The 21,890-nt window shown below is 69.5% G+C and carries 18 protein-coding genes; 14 read left to right on the top strand and 4 right to left on the bottom strand.

Annotated features, from left to right (window positions below):
* Window positions 1–54 precede the first annotated feature (54 nt).
* The 8 genes from M2283_RS33150 (at window position 55) to mutM (ending at window position 8,453) form a co-directional block, all read left to right on the top strand.
* On the top strand, window positions 55–3,297 hold the full coding sequence (locus M2283_RS33150; protein ID WP_280880159.1) for a helicase-related protein: 3,243 nt from the start codon (window positions 55–57) through the stop codon (window positions 3,295–3,297).
* Between the two features lie 80 nt (window positions 3,298–3,377).
* Window positions 3,378–3,965, top strand: a complete 588-nt coding sequence (rsmD, locus tag M2283_RS33145; protein WP_280880158.1) for a 16S rRNA (guanine(966)-N(2))-methyltransferase RsmD — start codon at window positions 3,378–3,380, stop codon at window positions 3,963–3,965.
* A 26-nt stretch (window positions 3,966–3,991) separates the two neighbouring features.
* Complete coding sequence (gene coaD, locus M2283_RS33140; protein ID WP_280880318.1) at window positions 3,992–4,471, top strand: pantetheine-phosphate adenylyltransferase; 480 nt, start codon at window positions 3,992–3,994, stop codon at window positions 4,469–4,471.
* 69 nt (window positions 4,472–4,540) lie between these two features.
* Window positions 4,541–5,617 carry a cell division initiation protein gene (locus tag M2283_RS33135; protein WP_280880317.1) on the top strand — a complete coding sequence of 359 codons (1,077 nt, stop codon included), beginning with the start codon at window positions 4,541–4,543 and terminating at the stop codon, window positions 5,615–5,617.
* A gap of 133 nt (window positions 5,618–5,750) precedes the next feature.
* Window positions 5,751–6,404, top strand: a complete 654-nt coding sequence (locus M2283_RS33130; RefSeq protein WP_280880157.1) for a YceD family protein — start codon at window positions 5,751–5,753, stop codon at window positions 6,402–6,404.
* 2 nt (window positions 6,405–6,406) lie between these two features.
* Window positions 6,407–6,580: a 50S ribosomal protein L32 gene (gene rpmF, locus M2283_RS33125; RefSeq protein ID WP_073491177.1), complete on the top strand. Its 174-nt coding sequence runs from the start codon at window positions 6,407–6,409 to the stop codon at window positions 6,578–6,580.
* Window positions 6,581–6,587: 7 nt separating this feature from the next.
* Complete coding sequence (gene rnc / locus M2283_RS33120; protein WP_280880156.1) at window positions 6,588–7,508, top strand: ribonuclease III; 921 nt, start codon at window positions 6,588–6,590, stop codon at window positions 7,506–7,508.
* A gap of 84 nt (window positions 7,509–7,592) precedes the next feature.
* Window positions 7,593–8,453 carry a bifunctional DNA-formamidopyrimidine glycosylase/DNA-(apurinic or apyrimidinic site) lyase gene (gene mutM / locus M2283_RS33115; protein WP_280880155.1) on the top strand — a complete coding sequence of 287 codons (861 nt, stop codon included), beginning with the start codon at window positions 7,593–7,595 and terminating at the stop codon, window positions 8,451–8,453.
* Here the strand turns inward: mutM and M2283_RS33110 are convergent.
* Both M2283_RS33110 and M2283_RS33105 read right to left on the bottom strand, forming a co-directional pair.
* The gene (locus M2283_RS33110; RefSeq protein WP_280880154.1) at window positions 8,426–8,827 is read right to left on the bottom strand and encodes a winged helix-turn-helix transcriptional regulator; all 402 of its coding nucleotides are present in this window, start codon (window positions 8,825–8,827) and stop codon (window positions 8,426–8,428) included. The genes mutM and M2283_RS33110 overlap by 28 nt on opposite strands.
* Before the next feature lie 68 nt (window positions 8,828–8,895).
* Entirely contained in the window at window positions 8,896–10,008 is a 1,113-nt protein-coding gene (locus M2283_RS33105; RefSeq protein ID WP_280880153.1) for a CAP domain-containing protein, read from the bottom strand.
* A gap of 212 nt (window positions 10,009–10,220) precedes the next feature.
* Between M2283_RS33105 and M2283_RS33100 the strand changes: the two genes are divergently transcribed.
* From M2283_RS33100 to M2283_RS33085, 4 genes are all read left to right on the top strand, one after another.
* A complete protein-coding gene (locus tag M2283_RS33100) occupies window positions 10,221–10,502 on the top strand; it encodes an acylphosphatase (protein WP_280880152.1) in 282 nt (93 codons plus the stop codon).
* 379 nt (window positions 10,503–10,881) lie between these two features.
* A complete protein-coding gene (locus M2283_RS33095) occupies window positions 10,882–11,085 on the top strand; it encodes a hypothetical protein (RefSeq protein WP_020128723.1) in 204 nt (67 codons plus the stop codon).
* A 215-nt stretch (window positions 11,086–11,300) separates the two neighbouring features.
* On the top strand, window positions 11,301–14,915 hold the full coding sequence (smc, locus tag M2283_RS33090; protein ID WP_280880151.1) for a chromosome segregation protein SMC: 3,615 nt from the start codon (window positions 11,301–11,303) through the stop codon (window positions 14,913–14,915).
* 179 nt (window positions 14,916–15,094) lie between these two features.
* Window positions 15,095–16,516 carry a sugar porter family MFS transporter gene (locus M2283_RS33085; protein WP_280880150.1) on the top strand — a complete coding sequence of 474 codons (1,422 nt, stop codon included), beginning with the start codon at window positions 15,095–15,097 and terminating at the stop codon, window positions 16,514–16,516.
* Between the two features lie 22 nt (window positions 16,517–16,538).
* Here the strand turns inward: M2283_RS33085 and M2283_RS33080 are convergent, their stop codons facing one another.
* Window positions 16,539–17,510, bottom strand: a complete 972-nt coding sequence (locus M2283_RS33080) for an LLM class flavin-dependent oxidoreductase (RefSeq protein WP_280880149.1) — start codon at window positions 17,508–17,510, stop codon at window positions 16,539–16,541.
* Window positions 17,511–17,709: 199 nt separating this feature from the next.
* On the opposite strand from M2283_RS33080, the gene ftsY reads away from it, so the two are divergent.
* Window positions 17,710–18,921 (top strand): signal recognition particle-docking protein FtsY, encoded by a 1,212-nt coding sequence (gene ftsY, locus M2283_RS33075; RefSeq protein WP_280880148.1) that lies wholly within the window; start codon window positions 17,710–17,712, stop codon window positions 18,919–18,921.
* 156 nt (window positions 18,922–19,077) lie between these two features.
* On the opposite strand, the gene M2283_RS33070 is transcribed toward ftsY, so the two are convergent.
* Window positions 19,078–19,734 (bottom strand): bifunctional DNA primase/polymerase, encoded by a 657-nt coding sequence (locus M2283_RS33070; protein WP_280880147.1) that lies wholly within the window; start codon window positions 19,732–19,734, stop codon window positions 19,078–19,080.
* Between the two features lie 445 nt (window positions 19,735–20,179).
* Between M2283_RS33070 and nsdA the strand changes: the two genes are divergently transcribed.
* On the top strand, window positions 20,180–21,667 hold the full coding sequence (gene nsdA / locus M2283_RS33065) for a transcriptional repressor NsdA (RefSeq protein WP_280880146.1): 1,488 nt from the start codon (window positions 20,180–20,182) through the stop codon (window positions 21,665–21,667).
* The last annotated feature ends 223 nt before the right edge of the window (window positions 21,668–21,890 follow it).

The raw sequence follows: 21,890 nt of genomic DNA, 5'->3' as shown, positions 1-21,890 counted from the left end.
TCTGACCAGGGGTTTCCCCAGACGTATACGGCAATGTCAGTGACGTGGTGTGCAATGGATCTCGTGCCCGCACTGAAAGAACCGCTGCAACAGCCACTGAAATCGGTGCTCGGCCCCGCCACCGCGAAGGTGATGGCCGAGCATCTCGGGCTGCACACCGTCGGCGACCTCCTGCACCACTACCCGCGCAGATACGAGGAGCGGGGCCAGCTCACGCACCTGGCCGAGCTGCCCATGGACGAGCACGTCACGGTGGTCGCCCAGGTCGCCGACGCCCGTCTGCACACCTTCGCCTCGTCCAAGGCGCCGCGCGGCAAGGGCCAGCGCCTCGAAGTCACCATCACCGACGGCAGCGGCCGCATCCAGCTGGTCTTCTTCGGCAACGGCGTGCACAAGCCCCACAAGGACCTGCTGCCGGGCACGCGCGCGATGTTCGCGGGCAAGGTCTCCGTCTTCAACCGCCGCCTTCAACTGGCCCACCCGGCCTACGAGTTGCTGCACGCCGACGTGGACGAACCGGTCGAGACCTGGGCCGGCGCCCTCATCCCGCTCTACCCCGCCACCGCCAAGATGGAGTCCTGGAAGATCGGCAAGGCGATCCAGACGGTGCTGCCCAGCGCCCAGGAGGCCATCGACCCCCTCCCTGACACCCTGCGCGAAGGCCGCGGCCTGGTCTCTCTCCCCGAGGCCCTCCTCAAGATCCACCGCCCCCGCACCCAGGCCGACATCGCCGACGCCCGCGCCCGCCTCAAGTGGGACGAGGCCTTCGTCCTCCAGGTCGCCCTCGCCCGCCGCCGCCACGCCGACGCCCAACTCCCGGCGGTCCCACGCAAACCGTCCCCCGACGGCCTCCTCACATCCTTCGACGACCGCCTCCCCTTCACCCTCACCGACGGCCAGCAGAAGGTCTCGAAGGAGATCTTCGACGACCTGGCTACGGACCATCCGATGCACCGGCTGCTGCAAGGGGAGGTCGGATCGGGAAAGGCTCAGCCACTGGACTCGCTCGTGCTCACCCCCGCCGGGTTCCGTCGCATGGGCGATCTGAAGGTGGGGGACGAGGTTGTCGTGCCGGACGGGGAGGTCGCGCTGATCGACGGGGTCTTCCCCCAAGGAGAGCGTGAGGTCTGGCGCCTGGTCCTTTCCGACGGCAGCCAGGTGGAGTGCGACGACGAGCATCTCTGGATCGTCGGCACGAGTTGCGCGTGGCACCGGGGCCAGGATCCCAAGGTCATGACGACTCGGGAGATTCGGCGGGACACGTTCAAGGCCAACGGATCCTCGAAGTGGTATCTCCCCGCAGCCTCCCCGGTCGACCTCGGAGGTGATTTCGGGCTGCCTCTCGATCCGTATCTGTTTGGTCTCCTTCTGGGAGACGGCTCGTTCCGGCACAACCTGCGGTTGTCCACGACCGACGACGAGATCCATGACGCTGTGGCGACGGCTGTGGCCCCTGACTGCCGGCTGGTTCCGGTGAAGGGCTCACGTTGCGACTTCACGATTCAGTTGGTCCGACGGGCCGGAGGCGTCCGAAACCCGGTGATCCAGACTCTGCGTGAGTTGAGTCTCTGGGGCGTGACCTCACACGGCAAGTTCGTTCCCGACGAGTTCAGAAACACGTCGATCAAGAACCGTCTCGCCCTGCTGCAAGGGTTGATGGACACGGACGGCACCGTCCACGCCGACGGTCTGAGTATCTCGTTCTGTTCCGCCTCGCTCAGGCTGGCGAACGACGTCGCCTGGCTGGTGCGGTCGCTCGGCGGTCGAGCGCGAGTTCTGCCGGAGAAGGCCGCCTTCAACGTGTCGGTGGCCCTACCCGAGGAATACGCTCCGTTCAGGCTCGCCCGCAAAGCCGAACGTCTGCGGACGAGGCCGAAATACAACATGTTCCGACGCGGAATCCGAGCAGTGGAGTACGTGGGACGTAAGCCCGTCCAGTGCATCAGCGTCGCGCATCCCAGCCACGCCTACGTCACCGACAACTTCACCGTGACCCACAACACGATGGTGGCCCTGCGCGCCATGCTCGCCGTCGTCGACGCCGGTGGTCAGGCCGCGATGCTCGCCCCCACCGAGGTGCTCGCCCAGCAGCACCACCGGTCCATCGTCGAGATGATGGGCGAGCTGGCCGAGGGCGGCATGCTGGGCGGCGCGGAGACGGCCACCAAGGTGGTGCTGCTCACCGGGTCCATGGGCATGGCCGGCCGCCGCCAGGCCCTTCTCGATCTCGTCACCGGCGAGGCCGGCATCGTGATCGGCACGCACGCGTTGATCGAGGACAAGGTCCAGTTCCACGACCTCGGCCTGGTCGTGGTGGACGAACAGCACCGCTTCGGCGTCGAGCAGCGGGACGCCCTGCGCGGCAAGGGCAAGCAGCCCCCGCACCTGCTCGTCATGACGGCCACGCCCATCCCGCGCACGGTCGCGATGACGGTCTTCGGCGACCTGGAGACCTCGGTCCTCGACCAACTCCCGGCCGGCCGCTCACCCATCGCCACCCATGTCGTCCCGGCCGCCGACAAGCCCCACTTCCTGGCGCGCGCGTGGGAGCGCGTGCGCGAAGAGGTGGAGAACGGCCATCAGGCGTACGTCGTCTGCCCGCGCATCGGCGACGACGCCGACGAACAGGGCGGCCCCAAGAAGTCCGCCAAGAAGAAGTCCCCCGAGGACGAGGCCGAGAAGCGCCCGCCCCTGGCCGTCCTCGAAGTGGCCGACCACCTGGCCAAGGGCCCCCTCCAGGGCCTCTCGGTCGAGGTCCTGCACGGCCGTATGCACCCCGACGACAAGGACGCGGTCATGCGCCGCTTCGCCGCCGGTGACACCGACGTCCTGGTCGCCACGACGGTCATCGAGGTCGGCGTGAACGTCCCGAACGCCACGGCGATGGTGATCATGGACGCCGACCGCTTCGGCGTCTCCCAGCTCCACCAGCTCCGCGGCCGCGTGGGCCGAGGCTCCGCCCCCGGCCTCTGCCTCCTGGTCACCGAGATGCCCGAGGCCAGCCCCGCCCGTCAGCGCCTGGGCGCCGTCGCCGCCACCACCGACGGCTTCGAACTCTCCCGCATCGACCTGGAACAACGCCGAGAGGGCGACGTCCTCGGCCAGGCCCAGTCGGGCGCCCGCTCCAGCCTGCGCGTCCTGGCGGTCATCGAGGACGAGGAGGTCATCGCCGAGGCCAGGGAGGAGGCAGCGGCGGTGGTGGCGGCAGATCCCGAGCTGACCGGGTTCCCCGGCCTACGGACGGCCCTGGACGCCCTCTTGGACGAGGAGAGGGAGCAGTACCTGGAAAAGGGCTGAGGCGAGCCACCCCAGGGGCGCGGGGAACCGCGCGACCAGCCACACTGAAACCTGAAGCCGCCCACAACCAAGGACCGAAGATGACCCGCGTGATCGCAGGCGAAGCCGGCGGACGCCGCCTGGCCGTCCCGCCAGGGACCGGCACCCGCCCCACCTCCGACCGCGCCCGCGAGGGACTCTTCTCCACTTGGCAGTCCCTCCTCGGCGGCCCCCTGGACGGGGAGAGGGTCCTCGACCTGTACGCCGGCTCAGGGGCCATCGGCCTGGAGGCCCTCTCAAGGGGCGCGAGCCACACCCTCCTGGTCGAGGCGGACGCCAGAGCCGCCCGCACCATCAAGGAGAACGTCAAGAACCTGGGCCTTCCGGGCGCCGAGGTGAGGGCGGGCAAGGCAGAACAGATCATCCAGTCACCGGCCCCGCCAGACCCGTACGACCTCGTCTTCCTGGATCCCCCGTACGCCGTCACGGACGCCGATCTTCGGGAGATTCTCCTCACACTCCGCACCGGGGGCTGGCTCACGCCGGAGGCACTGGTCACCGTTGAGCGAAGCACCCGAGGCGGCGAATTCCGGTGGCCGGACGGTTTCGAAGCGATCAGGGCCCGTCGCTACGGCGAAGGGACGTTTTGGTACGGTCGCGCCGCCTCTACGTGCGAAGACGCACGATGACCGGACCGGAGAGCGAGGGACCACAAGTGCGCCGTGCCGTCTGTCCCGGGTCGTTCGACCCGATCACCAATGGACACCTCGACATCATCTCCCGCGCCTCCCGCCTCTACGACGAGGTCTACGTCGCGGTGATGATCAACAAGTCCAAGAAGGGCCTGTTCGAGATCGAGGAGCGGATCGACCTGATCCGCGAGGTCACCGCCGACTACGGCAACGTACGCGTCGAGGCCTTCCACGGCCTCCTCGTCGACTTCTGCAAGCAGCGCGACATCCCGGCGATCGTCAAGGGCCTGCGCGCCGTCAGTGACTTCGACTACGAGTTGCAGATGGCACAGATGAACAACGGCCTGTCCGGCGTGGAGACGCTCTTCGTGCCGACCAACCCCACCTACAGCTTCCTCTCCTCCTCCCTGGTCAAGGAGGTCGCCACCTGGGGCGGCGATGTCTCCCACCTGGTACCGCCGTTGGTCCTGGAGGCTCTGGACAAGCGCCTGCGCAAAGGCTGATGGGGCTACAGTCGTCCCGTCCGTCTCCAACACAGCTGTAGAGAGTGGCGAGTACCGGTGGACGCACAGGTGGACGTGCAGAAGAAGCTCGACGAGATCGTGGCCTCGGTCTCGGGCGCCCGTTCCATGCCCATGTCGGCGTCGTGCGTGGTCAACCGCGCCGATCTGCTCGCGCTGCTCGAAGAGCTGCGCCAGGCCCTGCCCGGCTCGCTCGCCCAGGCCCAGGAACTGATCGGCGACCGCGACCACATGGTCGAGTCGGCCCGCCAGGAGGCGGAGCAGATCATCCAGCACGCGCACGCCGAGCGCGGCTCCCTGATCTCGGACACCGAGATCGCCCGCCGCTCCCAGTCCGAGGCCGACCGCATCCTCGCCGAGGCCCGCAAGGAGGCCGAGGACGTGCGCGCGGAGGCCGACGACTACGTCGACTCCAAACTGGCCAACTTCGAGGTCGTCCTCACCAAGACCCTCGGCTCCGTCGGCCGCGGCCGCGAGAAGCTGCTCGGCACCGGCCCCGGCCTGGACGAGCAGGGCTACGAGGACGAGGACGCCCCCGAGCGCAGCCACGACCCGGAGACCCTGCGCAAGGACGCCGACTCCTACGTGGACGTCAAGCTGGGCGCCTTCGAGGCGGTGCTGGCCAAGACCCTGGAGGCGGTCGGCCGCGGTCGCCAGAAGCTGCACGGCCGGATCGCCACCGACGACCTCGGCGCCCTGGCCGACGACCACTCGACCTTCCAGCACTCCAGCGACGCCGACTACCTGGCCGACCTCACCGCCCTCACCGAGCAGGAGAACGCCGCGGCGGCGCCCCAGCAGCCCGCCCAGCAGCAGGGCTACGCCGAGCCGCAGCCGGCGTACGGCTACCAGCAGCAGGCCGATCCCTACGCCGGCCAGTACCAGCAGCAGGGCTACGGCCAGCAGGACGCGTACGGCTACCAGCAGCAGGCCGACCCCTACGCCTACCAGGGCTACGACGCCCAGCAGCAGGCCGGCTACGACCCGAACCAGGATCAGCAGGCCCAGCAGGCGCAGCAGGCGCAGCAGGCCCAGCAGTCCTACGCCCTGGACGAGACCAGCCTCTTCGACACCGGCATGATCACCCCGGAGCAGTTGAGGGCCTACGAGCAGGGCCGCGGCCAGTAACGGACATCCGGATTGGGACGAGAGCGAAAGGTCCAGTATCCTGGCTCTTCGGTCGCGTGTACGTCCGCGATCAGCGCTGCCCGGAGTCACCGATGGGCAGCGTCCCTCTGAGTTCAGAAGATCGAAAGCAGGAATGACCTCCAACGCGCGCCTAGACCATCGCGACCCGCTCGTGTTCGACACACACGAGCTCGGGCGGCGACCCGGCGCGCAGCAGCGGTTGTCCCGCACGATCGACGCCCCGAAGGACCTCGGTCTGCAGGGGGTCATCGGAGTGCCGGAAGGCGCCCCGGTGGAGCTCGACCTCCGCCTTGAGTCGGTCATGGAAGGGGTGCTTGTCACAGGCACCGCCCGTGCACAGGCCGAGGGGGAGTGCGTAAGGTGTCTGGAGCCGCTTGAGCTGGCGCTCGTAGCGGAATTCCAGGAGATGTTCTCCTACCCCGACGCCGATGACCGGGGCCGCCCCAAAGCGGAGCCGGTCGACGACGCCGAGGAAGATGAGGACAGGCTCTTCATCGAGGACGGCCTGTTCGACCTCGAACCCGTGCTGCGGGATGCGGTGGTGCTCGCACTGCCGATGCAGCCGGTGTGCCAGGACGGCTGTCTGGGCCTGTGCTCCGAGTGCGGAGAGCGGCTCACGGACGACCCGGACCACCACCACGACGCCGTCGACATCCGTTGGGCGGCACTGCAGGGACTCGCCGGTTCACTCGAAGACGGCGAGAAGGACAAGATGAGCGGCGACGAGCCTCGTTCAGCCCGTGCCGCCGAGAAGCAGGAGAAGTAGCCGTGGCTGTTCCGAAGCGGAAGATGTCGCGCAGCAACACGCGCCACCGCCGGTCGCAGTGGAAGGCTGCGGTCCCCAACCTGGTTGCGTGCGAGCGCTGCCACGAGCCCAAGCTGCAGCACATCGCGTGCCCGTCTTGCGGCACTTACAACAAGCGCCAGGTCCTCGAGGTCTGAGCGGCTGGTGAGAGGCACCGTGTCCACTGCCAAGAAGGCGGATGACGCCAAGGCGGACCCAACCGCCAGGAAAAAGTCGGACAATACGGCCTCGTCCCACACGCTTCTGGAAGGGCGGCTCGGCTACCAGCTCGAGTCCGCCCTTCTGGTGCGTGCGCTGACCCACCGTTCCTACGCGTACGAGAACGGCGGTCTGCCGACCAACGAACGGCTGGAGTTCCTCGGGGACTCCGTGCTCGGCCTCGTGGTCACGGACACGCTGTACACGACCCACCCCGACCTGCCCGAAGGCCAACTGGCCAAGTTGCGGGCCGCGGTGGTCAACTCTCGTGCGCTGGCGGAGGTCAGTCGCGGTCTCGACCTGGGTTCCTTCATCCGGCTCGGCCGGGGTGAAGAGGGCACAGGCGGCCGGGACAAGGCGTCCATCCTCGCCGACACCCTTGAAGCGGTGATCGGCGCGGTCTATCTCGACCGAGGCCTCGACGCGGCTTCCGAACTGGTGCATCGCCTGTTCGACCCGCTGATCGAGAAGTCCTCGAATCTGGGAGCCGGCCTGGACTGGAAGACCAGTCTCCAGGAGCTCACCGCGACCGAAAGTCTCGGCGTGCCCGAGTACCTGGTCACGGAGACCGGCCCCGATCACGAGAAGACCTTCACTGCTGCCGCCCGCGTCGGAGGCGTCTCGTACGGCACCGGCACCGGCCGCAGCAAGAAGGAGGCGGAGCAGCAGGCCGCCGAGTCCGCGTGGAGGTCCATCCGGGCCGACGCGGACGAGCGAGCCAAGGCGGCGGTCGAGAAGGCCGCCGTGGAAGCTGCCGAGCTGGCGGCCGTACAGGCCGCCGAGCTGGAGGCCGAGAAGGCTGCCGAACCGGCAGTCGACGAAGCCGCCGAGGAAGACGGGGAAGGCCCGTCGTCCGTCTCCGCCTGACGAACAGCGCATCCCGAGCGCCCGTCCCCTCCGGGGGCCGGGCGCTCGGTTCATCCACAGCGGTTTTCCGGTACGGGAGTCCCGATGCCCGAGTTGCCCGAGGTCGAGGTCGTCCGGCGCGGCCTGGAGCGATGGGTCACCCATCGTGTCGTCGCCGACGCCGAGGTGCTGCACCCGCGTGCCGTACGCCGGCACATCGCCGGCGCCGACGACTTCACGCACCGCCTCAAGGGGCATCGCGTCGGGGTCCCGAGCCGCCGCGGCAAGTACCTGTGGCTGCCCCTGGAGGACACCCACCAGTCGGTCCTCGCGCACCTGGGCATGAGCGGCCAGCTCCTGGTCCAGCCCGCCACCGCACCCGACGAGAAGCACCTCAGGATCCGCGTCAGGTTCGCGGACGACCTCGCCACTGAACTCCGCTTCGTGGACCAACGCACCTTCGGTGGACTGTCGTTGCACGACAACACCCCCGAGGGCCTGCCCGACGTCATCGCGCACATCGCCCGTGACCCCCTCGACCCGCTGTTCGACGACGAGGCCTTCCACCAGGCGCTGCGCCGCAAGCGCACGACCATCAAACGGGCCCTGCTGGACCAGTCGTTGATCAGCGGAGTCGGCAACATCTATGCGGACGAGGCCCTTTGGCGCGCCCGCGTCCACTACGAGCGCCCCACGGCCGGCTTCACCCGCCCGCGCACGGCCGAACTCCTGGGCCACGTAAGGGATGTGATGAACGCGGCGCTCGCCGTCGGCGGCACCAGCTTCGACAGCCTCTACGTCAACGTCAATGGCGAGTCCGGGTACTTCGACCGGTCGCTGGACGCGTACGGGCGTGAGGGTCTGCCGTGCAAGAGGTGCGGTACGCCGATGCGCCGGCGCCCGTGGATGAACCGGTCCAGCTACTTCTGCCCGACGTGTCAGAGGGCGCCGCGCGTCCCGTCGTAGCGCTCGCGGGCCGCGAGGACGTCGTCCATGCGGCCCTCGACGAAGTGGATGAGGCCGAGCAGCCGCTCGGCGATCTCGCGGCCGAGGGCGGTCAGCTCGTAGTCGACGCGGGGCGGGTTCGTCGGCTGGGCCTCGCGGTGCACCAGGCCGTCGCGCTCCAGCGCGTGCAGGGTCTGGGAGAGCATCTTCTCGCTCACGCCGTCGACGCGCCGGCGCAGTTCGTTGAAGCGCAGCGAGCCTTCGTACAGGGCCCCGAGGGTCAGCCCGCCCCAGCGGCCGGTGACATGCTCCAGCGTCCCGCGAGAGGGGCAGGCCTTCGCGAACACGCTGTACGGGAGGTCCCGCACGTCCGTGGGCTCCTGCGTGATGTCCATGCCACGAGCGTACTCGAAGGCAGCGCTAACCCTCAGTTAGCGCCGGGTTCGAGTCGTGCGTACCGGGTCTAGTACCCGAAGTCCTGCGTCCACCACGGGCCGCCCTCGCCGAGGTGCACGCCGACGCCCAGGGTCTTGAAGTCGCAGTTCAGGATGTTGGCCTTGTGGCCGGGGCTGTTCATCCAGGCCTCCATCACCGCGGCCGCGTCGGCCTGGCCGCGGGCGATGTTCTCGCCGCCGAGACCGGCGATGCCCAGCTTCGCCGCGCGGTCCCACGGAGTGGCCCCGCTGGGGTCGGTGTGGTCGAAGAAGCCCTCCGCGGCCATCGCGTCGCTGAAGGCCTCGGCCAGCTCCGACAGCGCGCTGTTCGCGGCCACCGGGCTGCAGCCGACCTTGGCCCGCTCGGCGTTGACCAGCTGGAGCACCTGCGCCTCGGCCGCGGACTCCGCGGAGACCGTGATCGGGGAGGAGGTCTTCGCCGGCGGGGCGGGCTTCTTCTCCGAAGGCGTGGTGGTCGGCTTCTCGCTCGGCGTCTCCACCGGCTTCTCGGTCGGCTTCTTGCTCGGCGCGGCCGTCGACGGCGAGGTCGAGGGAATCGTGCTCGGCGAGGCCGCGCGGTCGGAGTCGCGGCTCGTCGAGGAGCCGTCGTCCCGGTTCTCCGCGCTGCCGGACGTGCCGCCCTGCTCGGTCGCGGAGTTGGTCGGCGTGCCGGCGGCCTGGACCTTGTCGCCGCCACCCCCGCCGCCGAGCTTGTAGTTGTCGAGGCCGGGCATCGAACCCGTGGCGACCGCGACGGTGCCGATGGCGACCGCCGCCGAGACCCCGAGCAGACCGGACTTCACCGGCGTCACGGTCTTCTTGCGCCGACGGTGCGAGCGGCCCCGGCCGGAGTCCCCGACGGGCGTGCGCCCGTCATTCGGGAAGACCGTGGCGAAGTCGTCCTCGTTGGCGAAGAGGTAGGCGGCGCTGCGCGCGGACGCCCTGGTGTGCGCCTCGCTGTCCGTGGCGGGGCCGCTCCCGAACGACTCCGGGGCCCCACCGCCGTAGGACTGCGACGGCTCATAGCTGTACGAGTACTCCTGAGGGTCGTAGCCGCTCGCGTACGAGCCGTCCCTTGTAGTGACCCCCGTGGCGCGGCTTGTGGCGGCGCGGCCGGCGGCGGAGCGTCGGTGGCGTCCCATGTCCTTGCCTTCCTCGTTCTTGCGGTCAAGCGGACCCATAGGACCTCGGGATCCGTTGAACCTCGGGACCCATGGAATCTTGGCTGTGACCCGACTCACGGCATCTCACTCGATCGAGTGAGTTTCATATGAGATTCATTGGATGGGGACGGTACCGCATGGCGCCAGGGGAGGGAGTGCCCCGAGAGACATTGGCCGGTTAGGTTGCACTCATGAGCGAGGATGTGCGGCTGGTCGCCTGGGTGCGGGGACGCGTCCAAGGTGTGGGTTTCCGCTGGTTCACGCGGGCCAAGGCCCTGGAGCTCGGGTGCCTGAGTGGTTTTGCTCTCAATTTGGCGGACGGACGGGTTCAGGTGGTCGCGGAGGGCCCCCGGGAGGGGTGTGAGGGACTCCTGGGGTGGCTGCAGGGTGACGACACGCCCGGGTGCGTGGACGGTGTCACCGAGATCTGGGACACACCCCGTGGGGGATACGACGGCTTCGCCATCCGTTGAGCCGGTTCTGTAAAGCGGCCCAGGCCGAAGCGGAGGGACATGCCACCGGCAGCTGCCCCGAGCAGGAATGGCCTGGTGGTTGCCAAGGACCCCGCGTCGTGGCAGGCTCCGCAGCTAAGAATGATCGCCACGCCCTCAGGACCCCGCAGGAGTCGCAGCGCCGCCGTCTTCAGGCCGCCGACCGCGGGTTGCCCGTCAATACAGGGCGTGATCGTGTTGACCGTCAAACTTTTTGGTGAGACGCTGAAAACCCCGCGCACCTTAGCTGTTTGGCATGGAGAACGGCAGCACTTTCTCAACAGTGCCAGGCACTGCGGGTGCGATTCCCTCACGACCCACACCGCTTCGGTCGGTCACTCAGTGTGGAGGACCATCCATCATGGCAAAGGCGCTTCTCGGTTACGTCGGCGGTTCCGACCCGCGACTCCTCGCCGAGATGCGACGGCTCCAGCAGCGCGTCCAGGACCTGGAATCCGAGCTCGGACGGATCCAGGCGGAGAACGACGCGCTGACGGCTGCCGCTTCTCACGAATCGCTTCTCGAGAGCATCGACGCACGCCAGGCGGAGCCTGCGCTCACCTGATCACTGCATCGCACCACGACAGCAGGGGTTCGGTGGCCAACATCAGCCGCTAAGTTGTCAGAGTTTGCAAGGGACGCTTCGGCGTCCCTTCTTTCTTTCCCCCGTCGCCCTTCACCCTCTTTAACGTTTGGTGTGCCCTGCACGTTCAACGGCGAAACCGCGGGGAACCGGACGTTCATGGAGTGAGATAGCGGCGGAAGGTAGAGTCCAGCGGCGTGCACCTCAAGGCCCTGACCCTCCGAGGGTTCAAGTCGTTCGCCTCGGCGACCACGCTCCGGTTCGAGCCGGGTATCACGTGTGTCGTGGGACCGAACGGCTCGGGCAAGTCCAATGTGGTGGACGCGCTCAGCTGGGTCATGGGCGAGCAGGGCGCCAAGTCGCTGCGCGGCGGCAAGATGGAGGACGTCATCTTCGCCGGCACCACGGGGCGTCCGCCCCTCGGCCGCGCCGAGGTCTCCCTGACGATCGACAACTCCGACGGTGCGCTGCCCATCGAGTACGCCGAGGTCACCATCACGCGGATCATGTTCCGCAACGGCGGCAGCGAGTACCAGATCAACGGCGACACGTGTCGCCTCCTCGACATCCAGGAGTTGCTGAGCGACTCCGGCATCGGCCGCGAGATGCACGTCATCGTCGGCCAGGGCCAGCTCGACTCCGTCCTGCACGCCGATCCCATGGGCCGCCGCGCCTTCATCGAGGAGGCGGCCGGCGTCCTCAAGCACCGCAAGCGCAAAGAAAAGGCGCTGCGCAAGCTGGACGCGATGCAGGCCAACCTCGCGCGCGTGCAGGACCTGACCGACGAACTCCGCCGCCAGCTCAAGCCCCTGGGCCGGCAGGCCGCCGTCGCCCGCCGGGCCGCCGTCATCCAGGCCGACCTCCGCGACGCCCGCCTGCGCCTGCTCGCCGACGATCTCGTACGGCTGCGATCCGCGCTGCAGACCGAGGTCGCCGACGAGGCCGCACTCAAGGAACGCAAGGAAGCCGCCGAGCTGGAGCTGAAGAAGGCCCAGCAGCGCGAGGCGCTCCTGGAGGACGAGGTACGGCAGCTCACCCCGCGGCTCCAGCGCGCCCAGCAGACCTGGTACGAACTCTCGCAGCTCGCCGAGCGGGTGCGCGGCACGATCTCGCTGGCCGACGCGCGCGTGAAGAGCGCCACCTCGGTGCCTCCGGAGGAGCGGCGCGGTCGTGACCCCGAGGACATGGAGCGCGAGGCCGCCCGGATCCGCGAGCAGGAGGCCGAGCTGGAAGCGGCCCTGGAGGCGGCCGAGCGGGCGCTGGAGGACACGGTCGCGCACCGCTCCGACCTGGAGCGCGAACTCATCCAGGAGGAACGGCGCCTGAAGGACGTGGCCCGCGCGATCGCCGATCGCCGCGAGGGCCTCGCCCGGCTGAACGGTCAGGTCAACGCGGCCCGTTCCCGCGCCGCCTCCGCCCAGGCCGAGATCGACCGCCTCGCCGCCGCCCGCGACGAGGCCCAGGAGCGGGCCGTCACCGCCCAGGAGGAGTACGAGGCACTGAAGGCGGAGGTCGACGGCCTCGACGCCGGCGACGTGGAGCTCGGCGAGCAGCACGACGCGGCGAAGCGCCGGTTGGCCGAGGCGGAGGCCACGATGACGGCCGCCCGCGAGGCGGCCACGGCAGCGGAACGCAAACGAGCCGCGACCCAGGCCCGCCACGAAGCGTTGGCAATGGGCCTGCGGCGCAAGGACGGCACCGGGATACTGCTGGGCGCGAAGGACCGCCTTACGGGACTGCTGGGTCCGGCGGCGGAACTGCTGACGGTGACACCGGGCTACGAGGTGGCCTTGGCGGCGGCTTTCGGCGCGGCGGCGGATGCTCTGGCAGTGACCACCCCGTCGGCGGCGGCGGACGCGATCCGCCTGCTCCGCAAGCAGGACGGTGGTCGGGCGGCGTTGCTCCTGGCGGGGGCCCCAGAGGAGCCGACGTCGGCAGACGTGCCCCAAAGGGGCGCGGGGAACGGCGCGATCAGCCGCGAAGCACCCGCGGACGCCCCATCACCGAACGCCCCCCTCTCCGCCGCGGAGCTGGTGCGCGCCCCCTCCGACCTCGTGCCCGCAATCCGCCGCCTCCTGCACGGCATTGTCGTGGTCAGCACCCTGGAGGACGCCGAGGAGTTGGTCTACCGGCACCCCGAGCTGACCGCGGTGACCGCCGAAGGCGACCTCCTGGCCGCCCACTTCGCCCACGGCGGCTCAGCGGGCGCCCCCAGCCTCCTCGAAGTACAGGCCTCCGTCGACGAGGCCGCCGCCGAACTGGAAGAGCTGGCAGTCCGCTGCGAAGAGCTCACCGAGGCCCAGCACGCGGCAGCCGAGCACCGCAAGGAATCCGCCGCGCAGGTCGAGGCGCTGGGGGAGCGGCGAAGGGCAGCCGACCGGGAGAAGTCGGCCGTGGCCCAGCAGCTCGGACGCCTGTCCGGACAGGCACGCGGCGCCGCAGGTGAGGCCGAGAGGTCGACCGCAGCCGCCGCCCGCGCGCAGGACGCCCTCGACAAGGCCCTAGAAGAGGCCGAGGAACTGGCCGAACGGCTGGCCGTGGCCGAGGAGATGCCGGTCGAGGAGGAGCCCGACACCTCCGTACGGGACCGGCTCGCCGCCGACGGTGCCAACGCCCGCCAGACGGAGATGGAGGCCCGCCTCCAGGTCCGTACACACGAGGAACGGGTGAAGGGGCTGGCGGGACGGGCCGACTCCCTGGACCGTGCCGCCCGCGCGGAGCGAGACGCCCGCGCGCGTGCCGAGCAGCGCCGCGCCCGGCTGCGTCACGAGGCGGCCGTCGCCGAGGCCGTCGCCTCCGGTGCGCGCCAACTGCTCCTGCACGTCGAGGTGTCGCTCGGCCGGGCCGATCAGGAGCGGTCCGCCGCCGACGCCGCCAAGGCGCGGCGCGAGCAGGAGCTGACCGTCGCCCGGACCACCGGCCGCGACCTCAAGGGCGAGCTCGACAAGCTGACGGACTCCGTGCACCGCGGCGAGGTGCTCGGCGCCGAGAAGCGGATGCGGGTCGAGCAGCTGGAGACCAAGGCGCTGGAGGAACTCGGCGTGGAACCGGCCGGGCTCGTCGACGAGTACGGCCCCCACCAGCTCGTGCCGCCCTCGCTCGCCGCCGAGGGCGAGGAGCTCCCGGACGACCCCGAGCACCCGCGCAACCAGCCCAAGGCCTTCCACCGCGCCGAGCAGGAGAAGCGGCTCAAGGCGGCCGAACGTGCGTACCAGCAGCTCGGCAAGGTGAATCCGCTCGCCCTGGAGGAGTTCGCCGCGCTGGAGGAGCGCCACAAGTTCCTCAGCGAGCAGCTCGAAGACCTGAAGAAGACCCGCGCCGACCTGCTCCAGGTGGTGAAGGAGGTCGACGAGCGCGTCGAACAGGTATTCACCGAGGCGTACCGGGACACGGCCGTGCAGTTCGAGGGCGTCTTCAGCCGGCTGTTCCCGGGCGGCGAAGGCCGGTTGATCCTCACCGATCCCGACAACATGCTCACCACGGGAGTGGACGTCGAGGCCCGCCCGCCGGGCAAGAAGGTCAAGCGGTTGAGCCTGCTCTCCGGTGGCGAGCGCTCACTCACCGCCGTAGCGTTGCTGGTGTCGATCTTCAAAGCTCGACCCAGCCCCTTCTACGTCATGGACGAGGTCGAGGCCGCGCTCGACGACACCAACCTTCAGCGGCTGATCCGGATCATGCAGGAGCTGCAGGAGGCGTCACAGCTCATCGTGATCACGCACCAGAAGCGGACGATGGAGGTCGCCGATGCCCTGTACGGCGTCTCCATGCAGGGCGACGGGGTCTCGAAGGTCATCAGCCAGCGGCTTCGCTGAACCTTCCCTTCAAGTATTGAACACACTTCCCTCACGAGTGTGCCCAGATCTCACATGTGCCGCCTCTTGACTTCGAAACTTGAAGGCATAGTCTCGGCAACGTCGTTTTTACTTTCAGATGCCACCGATCTGGCAGGGTCCCCCATTCGGCAGCGTTGCCGGTGGCCCAAGGAGTACACGTGACCAGCACCGCTGAGGCCCCCAAGTCAGGAGCCGGACCGGCTCACCCCGAACATCTCGGGCACGTCATCTTCATCGCGGCGGCGGCCGCGATGGGCGGTTTCCTCTTCGGCTACGACAGTTCCGTGATCAACGGCGCCGTCGAGGCCATCCGGGACCGCTACGACATCGGCTCCGCGGCCCTGGCACAGGTCATCGCGATCGCCCTGATCGGCTGTGCCATCGGCGCCGCGACCGCCGGACGCATCGCGGACCGCATCGGCCGCATCCGTTGTATGCAGATCTCCGCGGTGATGTTCACCGTCAGCGCCGTCGGTTCCGCGCTGCCCTTCGACCTCTGGGACCTCGCGTTCTGGCGGGTCATCGGCGGTTTCGCCATCGGCATGGCCTCCGTCATCGGCCCCGCCTACATCGCCGAGGTCTCCCCGCCCGCCTATCGCGGCCGGCTCGGCTCGTTCCAGCAGGCCGCGATCGTCATCGGCATCGCGATCTCGCAGCTGGTCAACTGGGGTCTGCTGAACGCCGCCGACGGCGACCAGCGCGGCAAGCTCATGGGCCTGGAAGCCTGGCAGGTCATGCTCGGCGTCATGGTGATCCCGGCCGTCCTCTACGGTCTGCTCTCCTTCGCGATCCCCGAGTCCCCGCGCTTCCTGATCTCCGTGGGCAAGCTGGAACGCGCTCACAAGGTGCTGCGTGAGGTCGAGGGCGACGAGGTCGACCTGGACGCCCGGGTCGCCGAGATCGAGCACGCGATGAAGAGCGAGCACAAGTCGACCTTCAAGGACCTGCTCGGCGGTGGCGGCTTCTTCTTCAAGCCGATCGTCTGGGTCGGCATCGGCCTCTCGGCCTTCCAGCAGCTCGTCGGCATCAACGTCGCCTTCTACTACTCCTCGACGCTGTGGCAGTCGGTCGGCGTCGACCCGACGGAGTCGTTCTTCTACTCCTTCACGACGTCGATCGTGAACATCATCGGCACCGTGATCGCCATGATCTTCGTGGACCGCATCGGTCGCAAGCCACTGGCCCTCATCGGTTCGGTCGGCATGGTCGTCGGTCTCGCGCTGGAGGCCTGGGCCTTCTCCCACCACCTGGTCGACGGCAAGCTGCCGTCCACGCAGGGCTGGACCGCCCTGATCGCGGCCCACGTCTTCGTCCTCTTCTTCGCCCTGTCCTGGGGCGTCGTGGTCTGGGTCTTCCTCGGCGAGATGTTCCCGAGCCGGATCCGCGCCGCCGCCCTCGGCATCGCCGCCTCCGCGCAGTGGATCGCCAACTGGGCCATCACCGCGAGCTTCCCGTCGCTGGCCGACTGGAACCTCTCCGCGACCTACGTGATCTACACGGTCTTCGCCGCGCTCTCCATCCCGTTCGTCCTGAAGTTCGTGAAGGAGACGAAGGGCAAGAAGCTAGAGGAGATGGGCTGACCCGCGCAGCGACCGCCCCGGCTCAGTCGACGAGCCGGGGCAGCACGGCGTCGCAGAACAGCCGAAGGCTGCGCCATCCCTCGTCCACCGGCATCCCGCCCGCGAGCGGATGCAGTACGAGGTTGTCGAGCCCCTGCGCCACGCACTCGTCGGGCGTGAGGATCCGGTACACGCCCTCGGCGCGCAGCTCGTCGACGTCCGTGGCCCCCGACTTCACCGCCGAGCGGATCTCGCCGGACTGCCAGGAGGCGTACGTCCGTGCCTCGTGCAGGAAGTGCTTGCCGTAGTGCGCCCACGCCCGGTCGGGATCCTCGGCGATGTGCAGCAGGGGCGTCTCGGCGGTCGGCATCATGGTCCAGCCCTCGGTGCCGTACTCGACCAGCCGCTCTTTGTAGTAGGCCTCCAGCTCCGGCAGGTGCGCGCTGGGGAAGAAGGGCAGGCCCAGGCGCGCGGCGCGGCGGGCGGCGGCCTTCGAGGAGCCGCCGACCAGGAGCAGCGGGTGCGGCTCGGTGGCCGGGCGCGGGGTGACCCGTACCGTGCGGCCCCGGTACTCGAACTGCTCGCCGGTCCAGGCCTTGAGCAGGGTCTCCAGGAGTTCGTCCTGGAGCTTGCCGCGCCGCTTCCAGTCCACGTCGAACTGGGCGTACTCCTCGGGCCGGTAGCCGATGCCGGCCACCGTCACCAGCCGGCCGCCGCTGAGCAGGTCGAGCACCGCGATGTCCTCGGCCAGCCGCAGCGGGTCGTGCAGCGGGCCGATGATCGCGGAGACGGTGACCGCGATCGTGCGGGTCGCGCCGAACACCGTGGCCGCGAAGGCGAACGGCGAGGGCAGCCAGTTGTTGGCGACGCCGTGGTGCTCCTCCGTCTGCACGGTGGTGACCCCGCGCTCGTCCGCGTACGCGGCCATCTCCACGGCCGCCCGGTAGCGGGCGCCGAGCGAGGCGGGGGTGGCGTCGGGTTCGACGAGGTTGAAACGTACGACCGTGACGGGCATGGGGTCCCCTTCGCCGGGCGGATGTGCGAGGGACGGTAGCTGACGGAGCGTCAGACGGCCAGAGTCGTGGGCCCCTGTTTGAGGTGCGAGGGGGTGCCGTCGTGCGGCAGTCCGGTTAAGTCATGGAATCAGCCCATTCAGCCCATGTGAAAACACTGCCTGGGTCCGGCCGAGGCCCATGGCTGATACTGAGTGCGTTATGGAAACCGTCATCCTTGCTGTAGTCATCGCCGTGGTCGTGCTCGGTGCGATCGGCGGGCTCGTCGTGGGCAGTCGGCGCAAGAAGCCGCTGCCTCCGCCGCCCACCTCCGTACCCGACATCACCGCACCGCCGGCCGAGCCGCACGTCGGCGACGAGGCCGAGACGCCGCGCGACGAACCGCGCCGGACGATAGAGGAGGTGGATCTGCCGGGCGGCCCCGCGCCCGTCGCCGTCGAGGAGCCGCCCGCGGGGCCCGATCCCACGGCTCCCGAGATCGAGGTCCCCGAGCCGACCGCCGGACGCCTCGTCCGTCTGCGCTCCCGCCTCTCCCGCTCCCAGAACGCCCTGGGCAAGGGGCTGCTCACGCTGCTGTCGCGCGAGCACCTCGACGAGGACACCTGGGAGGAGATCGAGGACATCCTGCTCACCGCCGACGTCGGCGTGCAGCCCACCCAGGAGCTGGTCGACGGCCTGCGCGCCCGCGTGAAGGTCCTCGGCACCCGCACCCCCGACGAGCTGCGCACACTGCTGCGCGAGGAGCTGCTCAAGCTGGTCGGCACCGACGTCGACCGGGTCGTGAAGACCGAGCCCGAGGACCGCAAGCCCGGCATCGTGATGGTCGTCGGGGTCAACGGCACCGGCAAGACCACCACCACCGGCAAGCTCGCCCGGGTCCTGGTGGCCGACGGCAACAGCGTCGTGCTGGGCGCCGCCGACACCTTCCGGGCCGCCGCCGCGGACCAGCTGCAGACCTGGGGCGAGCGGGTCGGCGCCTACACCGTGCGCGGGCCCGAGGGCGGTGACCCCGCCTCCGTCGCCTTCGACGCGGTGAAGGAGGGCAAGGAGATGGGGGCCGACGTCGTCCTCATCGACACCGCGGGCCGACTGCACACCAAGACCGGCCTGATGGACGAGCTCGGCAAGGTGAAGCGGGTCGTCGAGAAGCAGGCGCCACTGGACGAGGTGCTGCTCGTCCTCGACGCGACGACCGGGCAGAACGGCCTGGTCCAGGCCCGCGTGTTCGCCGAGGTCGTCGACGTCACCGGCATCGTCCTCACCAAGCTCGACGGCACCGCGAAGGGCGGCATCGTGATCGCGGTCCAGCGCGAACTGGGCGTACCCGTCAAGCTGGTGGGTCTCGGCGAGGGCGCGGACGACCTGGCGCCCTTCGAGCCGGAGGCGTTCGTGGATGCCCTTATCGGGGAGTGAACTCCGAGAACCCGTAGCCGGTTTCCGTACCGCGCCTTCGTGCGGACCTTCGTACGACCATTCGCCCACGACGAAGAAGCGCCCGCCCCCGAGATGCAGTCAGGGACGGGCGCTTCGCTGTGGGCGGGCGTGCTGGGCTGATCCGAACGACAGCCCTTACGCCCGCGACCGGTGGGCCACGTACGCCAGCGTGCCCAGCAGCAGGCGGGCCGCCGGGGGCTGGGACGCCGCGTCCAGGGCGGGGGGCCGCAGCCAGTGGACCGGGCCCAGGCCGCCGCGGTCGGACGGCGGGGCCGTGATGTACGTGCCGGGACCGAGGCCGCGCAGGTCGAGCGAGGTGGGGTCGTCCCAGCCCATGCGGTAGAGCAGCTCGGGGAGTTCGGCGGCGGCGCCGGGGGCGACGAAGAAGTGGGCACGGCCCTCGGGGGTCGCGGCGACCGGGCCGACGGGCAGGCCCATGCGCTCCAGGCGGACCAGGGCGCGGCGCCCGGCGGGCTCGGCCACCTCGATCACGTCGAAGGCGCGGCCGACGGCCAGCATGACCGACGCTCCCGGGAACTCCGCCCAGGCCTTGGTGACTTCGTCGAGCGTGGCGCCGGCCGGCACCTGGGGCGCGAACTCCAGTGGATGCGCGCCCGGTTCGGGACAGTCCCGGCGACCGCACGAGCAGGCGCCGGCCGCGGCCCGCGCGCCCCGCACCACGTCCCAGCCCCAGAGACCGGTGAACTCGGCGACGGCCGTGCACTCGAAGGAGCGGCCGCGCCGACGCGTGCCGGAGCGGATCTCCCGGATGCCGCCGATCGTGAAGCCCATGCCCCCTCCAACGTGTCCGAAGCGCCGGTGGTTACGACGCGGATGCGGAACGTGACTCTGTGTTCCCGACTTCCCTGCCCCGCGTGGTCCAGGCGGCGCTCGGATGTGTCCCGGGTGGTGAACCTGGTGGTGCGCGCCCCTGAGTGCACCGCTCCGCCGACTCCCGGTCGTCCTATGTCAAGTGAATCGTGCGTGGGCGACCGTAGGTTCATTCGAAGGGGTGGCGAATGGTGGCGTTTCCGGGATCGCCATGGCTGGAGCAGTGATCGTAGGATTACTTTGAGTGCACGGGTCCTGGGGGCACATGCACTCGTGGGTATGCCGGAGGCAAGTCGGCTTTCCGTTCGAAGGGTGACAACCGGCAGACGGACGGCCGTATTTACCGGCATTCTGATAAGGCTTGGCGCACTCAGCGACAAGTGGTCTCAGGGATGGGGGCGTTCCAGTGAGCGGCAACGGCGGAAGCGGGACAACCGCGACCAGCACGGAGAAGCTGCCCAATGAGCTGCTCACGTCGTGGTTCGTGCGCAGCGGCTGGTCGAAGGGCGAACTCGCCCGGCAAGTCAACCGCAGGGCACGCCAGTTGGGTGCCAACCACATCTCGACGGACACCTCGCGCGTCCGCCGCTGGCTGGACGGCGAGAACCCCCGCGAGCCCATCCCCAGGATCCTGTCCGAGCTGTTCTCCGAGCGCTTCGGCTGTGTGGTCTCCGTCGAGGACCTCGGCCTGCGCGCGGCCCGCCAGTCACCCTCCGTGACCGGCGTCGACCTGCCCTGGACGGGCCCGCAGACGGTGGCCCTGCTCAGCGAGTTCTCGCGCAGCGACCTGATGCTGGCCCGGCGCGGCTTCCTCGGAACCTCGCTGGCCCTGTCCGCGGGCCCGTCCCTCATCGAGCCGATGCAGCGCTGGCTGGTGCCCTCGTCGCACAGCCCCCAGTCGGCCCAGGCCGAGTCGCTCGCCGCGAGCCGGCGCGGCGGCCGGCTGTCGCGGCCCGAGCTGGAGCTGCTGGAGTCCACCACGGTGATGTTCCGCCAGTGGGACGCCCAGTGCGGCGGCGGTCTGCGCCGCAAGGCGGTCGTCGGCCAGCTGCACGAGGTGACGGACCTCCTCCAGGAGCCCCAGCCCGACTCCACCACCAGGAAGCTGTTCAAGGTCGCCGCCGAGCTGGCGGAGCTGGCCGGCTGGATGTCGTACGACGTCGGGCTGCAGCCGACCGCGCAGAAGTACTTCGTCCTGGCCCTGCACGCCGCCAAGGAGGCGGGCGACAAGCCGCTGGGCTCGTACGTCCTGTCCAGCATGAGCCGGCAGATGATCCACCTCGGCCGGCCCGACGACGCGCTGGAGCTGATCCACCTCGCGCAGTACGGCAGCCGGGACTGCGCGAGCCCGCGCACCCAGTCCATGCTGTATGCGATGGAGGCCCGCGCGTACGCCAACATGGGGCAGCCCGGCAAGTGCAAGCGGGCGGTCCGGATGGCCGAGGACACCTTCGCCGACGTGGACGACTGGGACGAGCCGGAGTCCGACTGGATCCGCTTCTTCTCCGAGGCCGAACTGCACGGCGAGAACAGCCACTCCTTCCGCGACCTGGCCTACGTGGCCGGCCGCAGCCCCACCTACGCCTCGCTGGCCGAGCCCGTGATGCGGCGGGCCGTCGAGCTGTTCGCCAAGGACAGCGAGCACCAGCGGTCGTACGCACTGAACCTGATCGGCATGGCCACGGTGCACCTGCTGCAGCGGGAGCCCGAGCGGAGCACGGTCCTCGTCGAGGACGCCATGCACGTAGCCAAGAAGGTCCGCTCGGAGCGCGTGAACACTCGTATTCGAAAGACGGTCGACACGGCCGTCCGTGACTTCGGTGAGCTCGCCGAGGTCATCGACCTCACCGACAAGCTCGCCATCGAGCTGCCGGAGACCGCCGAAGCGGTCTGAAACCCGGCGCAGCCCCAGAACCCCGGCCGCGGCCGGCCCTCCCGAACTGCCCGACTCGGCTCCCCCGTGCCAGGTCATCGGAAGGCCGACCGCGGCCGGTTTCGTTCCTCTGCGGAAGGTTGCGCCACGATAACGATCGCTCGGCCGAACATCTGCCAGTTCATCGACGCGTAACACACAGGACGCCTTCGTCACGGCGGCGAAACAACGAGGGGCTTCGACG

The sequence above is a fragment of the Streptomyces pseudovenezuelae genome (genome assembly GCF_029892565.1).
In the GTDB taxonomy this organism is placed as follows: domain Bacteria; phylum Actinomycetota; class Actinomycetes; order Streptomycetales; family Streptomycetaceae; genus Streptomyces; species Streptomyces pseudovenezuelae_A.
This window is presented reverse-complemented; position numbering and strand designations above follow the sequence as displayed.

What these genes read in the sequence shown, in the direction of transcription:
- M2283_RS33150 (WP_280880159.1), top strand. Translation starts at nt 55, where the DNA reads ATGGATCTCGTGCCCGCACTGAAAGAACCGCTGCAACAGCCACTGAAA.
- rsmD (WP_280880158.1), top strand. Translation starts at nt 3,378, where the DNA reads ATGACCCGCGTGATCGCAGGCGAAGCCGGCGGACGCCGCCTGGCCGTC.
- M2283_RS33130 (WP_280880157.1), top strand. Translation starts at nt 5,751, where the DNA reads ATGACCTCCAACGCGCGCCTAGACCATCGCGACCCGCTCGTGTTCGAC.
- mutM (WP_280880155.1), top strand. Translation starts at nt 7,593, where the DNA reads ATGCCCGAGTTGCCCGAGGTCGAGGTCGTCCGGCGCGGCCTGGAGCGA.
- M2283_RS33110 (WP_280880154.1), bottom strand. Translation starts at nt 8,827, where the DNA reads ATGGACATCACGCAGGAGCCCACGGACGTGCGGGACCTCCCGTACAGC.
- M2283_RS33105 (WP_280880153.1), bottom strand. Translation starts at nt 10,008, where the DNA reads ATGGGACGCCACCGACGCTCCGCCGCCGGCCGCGCCGCCACAAGCCGC.
- M2283_RS33100 (WP_280880152.1), top strand. Translation starts at nt 10,221, where the DNA reads ATGAGCGAGGATGTGCGGCTGGTCGCCTGGGTGCGGGGACGCGTCCAA.
- M2283_RS33095 (WP_020128723.1), top strand. Translation starts at nt 10,882, where the DNA reads ATGGCAAAGGCGCTTCTCGGTTACGTCGGCGGTTCCGACCCGCGACTC.
- M2283_RS33080 (WP_280880149.1), bottom strand. Translation starts at nt 17,510, where the DNA reads ATGCCCGTCACGGTCGTACGTTTCAACCTCGTCGAACCCGACGCCACC.
- ftsY (WP_280880148.1), top strand. Translation starts at nt 17,710, where the DNA reads ATGGAAACCGTCATCCTTGCTGTAGTCATCGCCGTGGTCGTGCTCGGT.
- M2283_RS33070 (WP_280880147.1), bottom strand. Translation starts at nt 19,734, where the DNA reads ATGGGCTTCACGATCGGCGGCATCCGGGAGATCCGCTCCGGCACGCGT.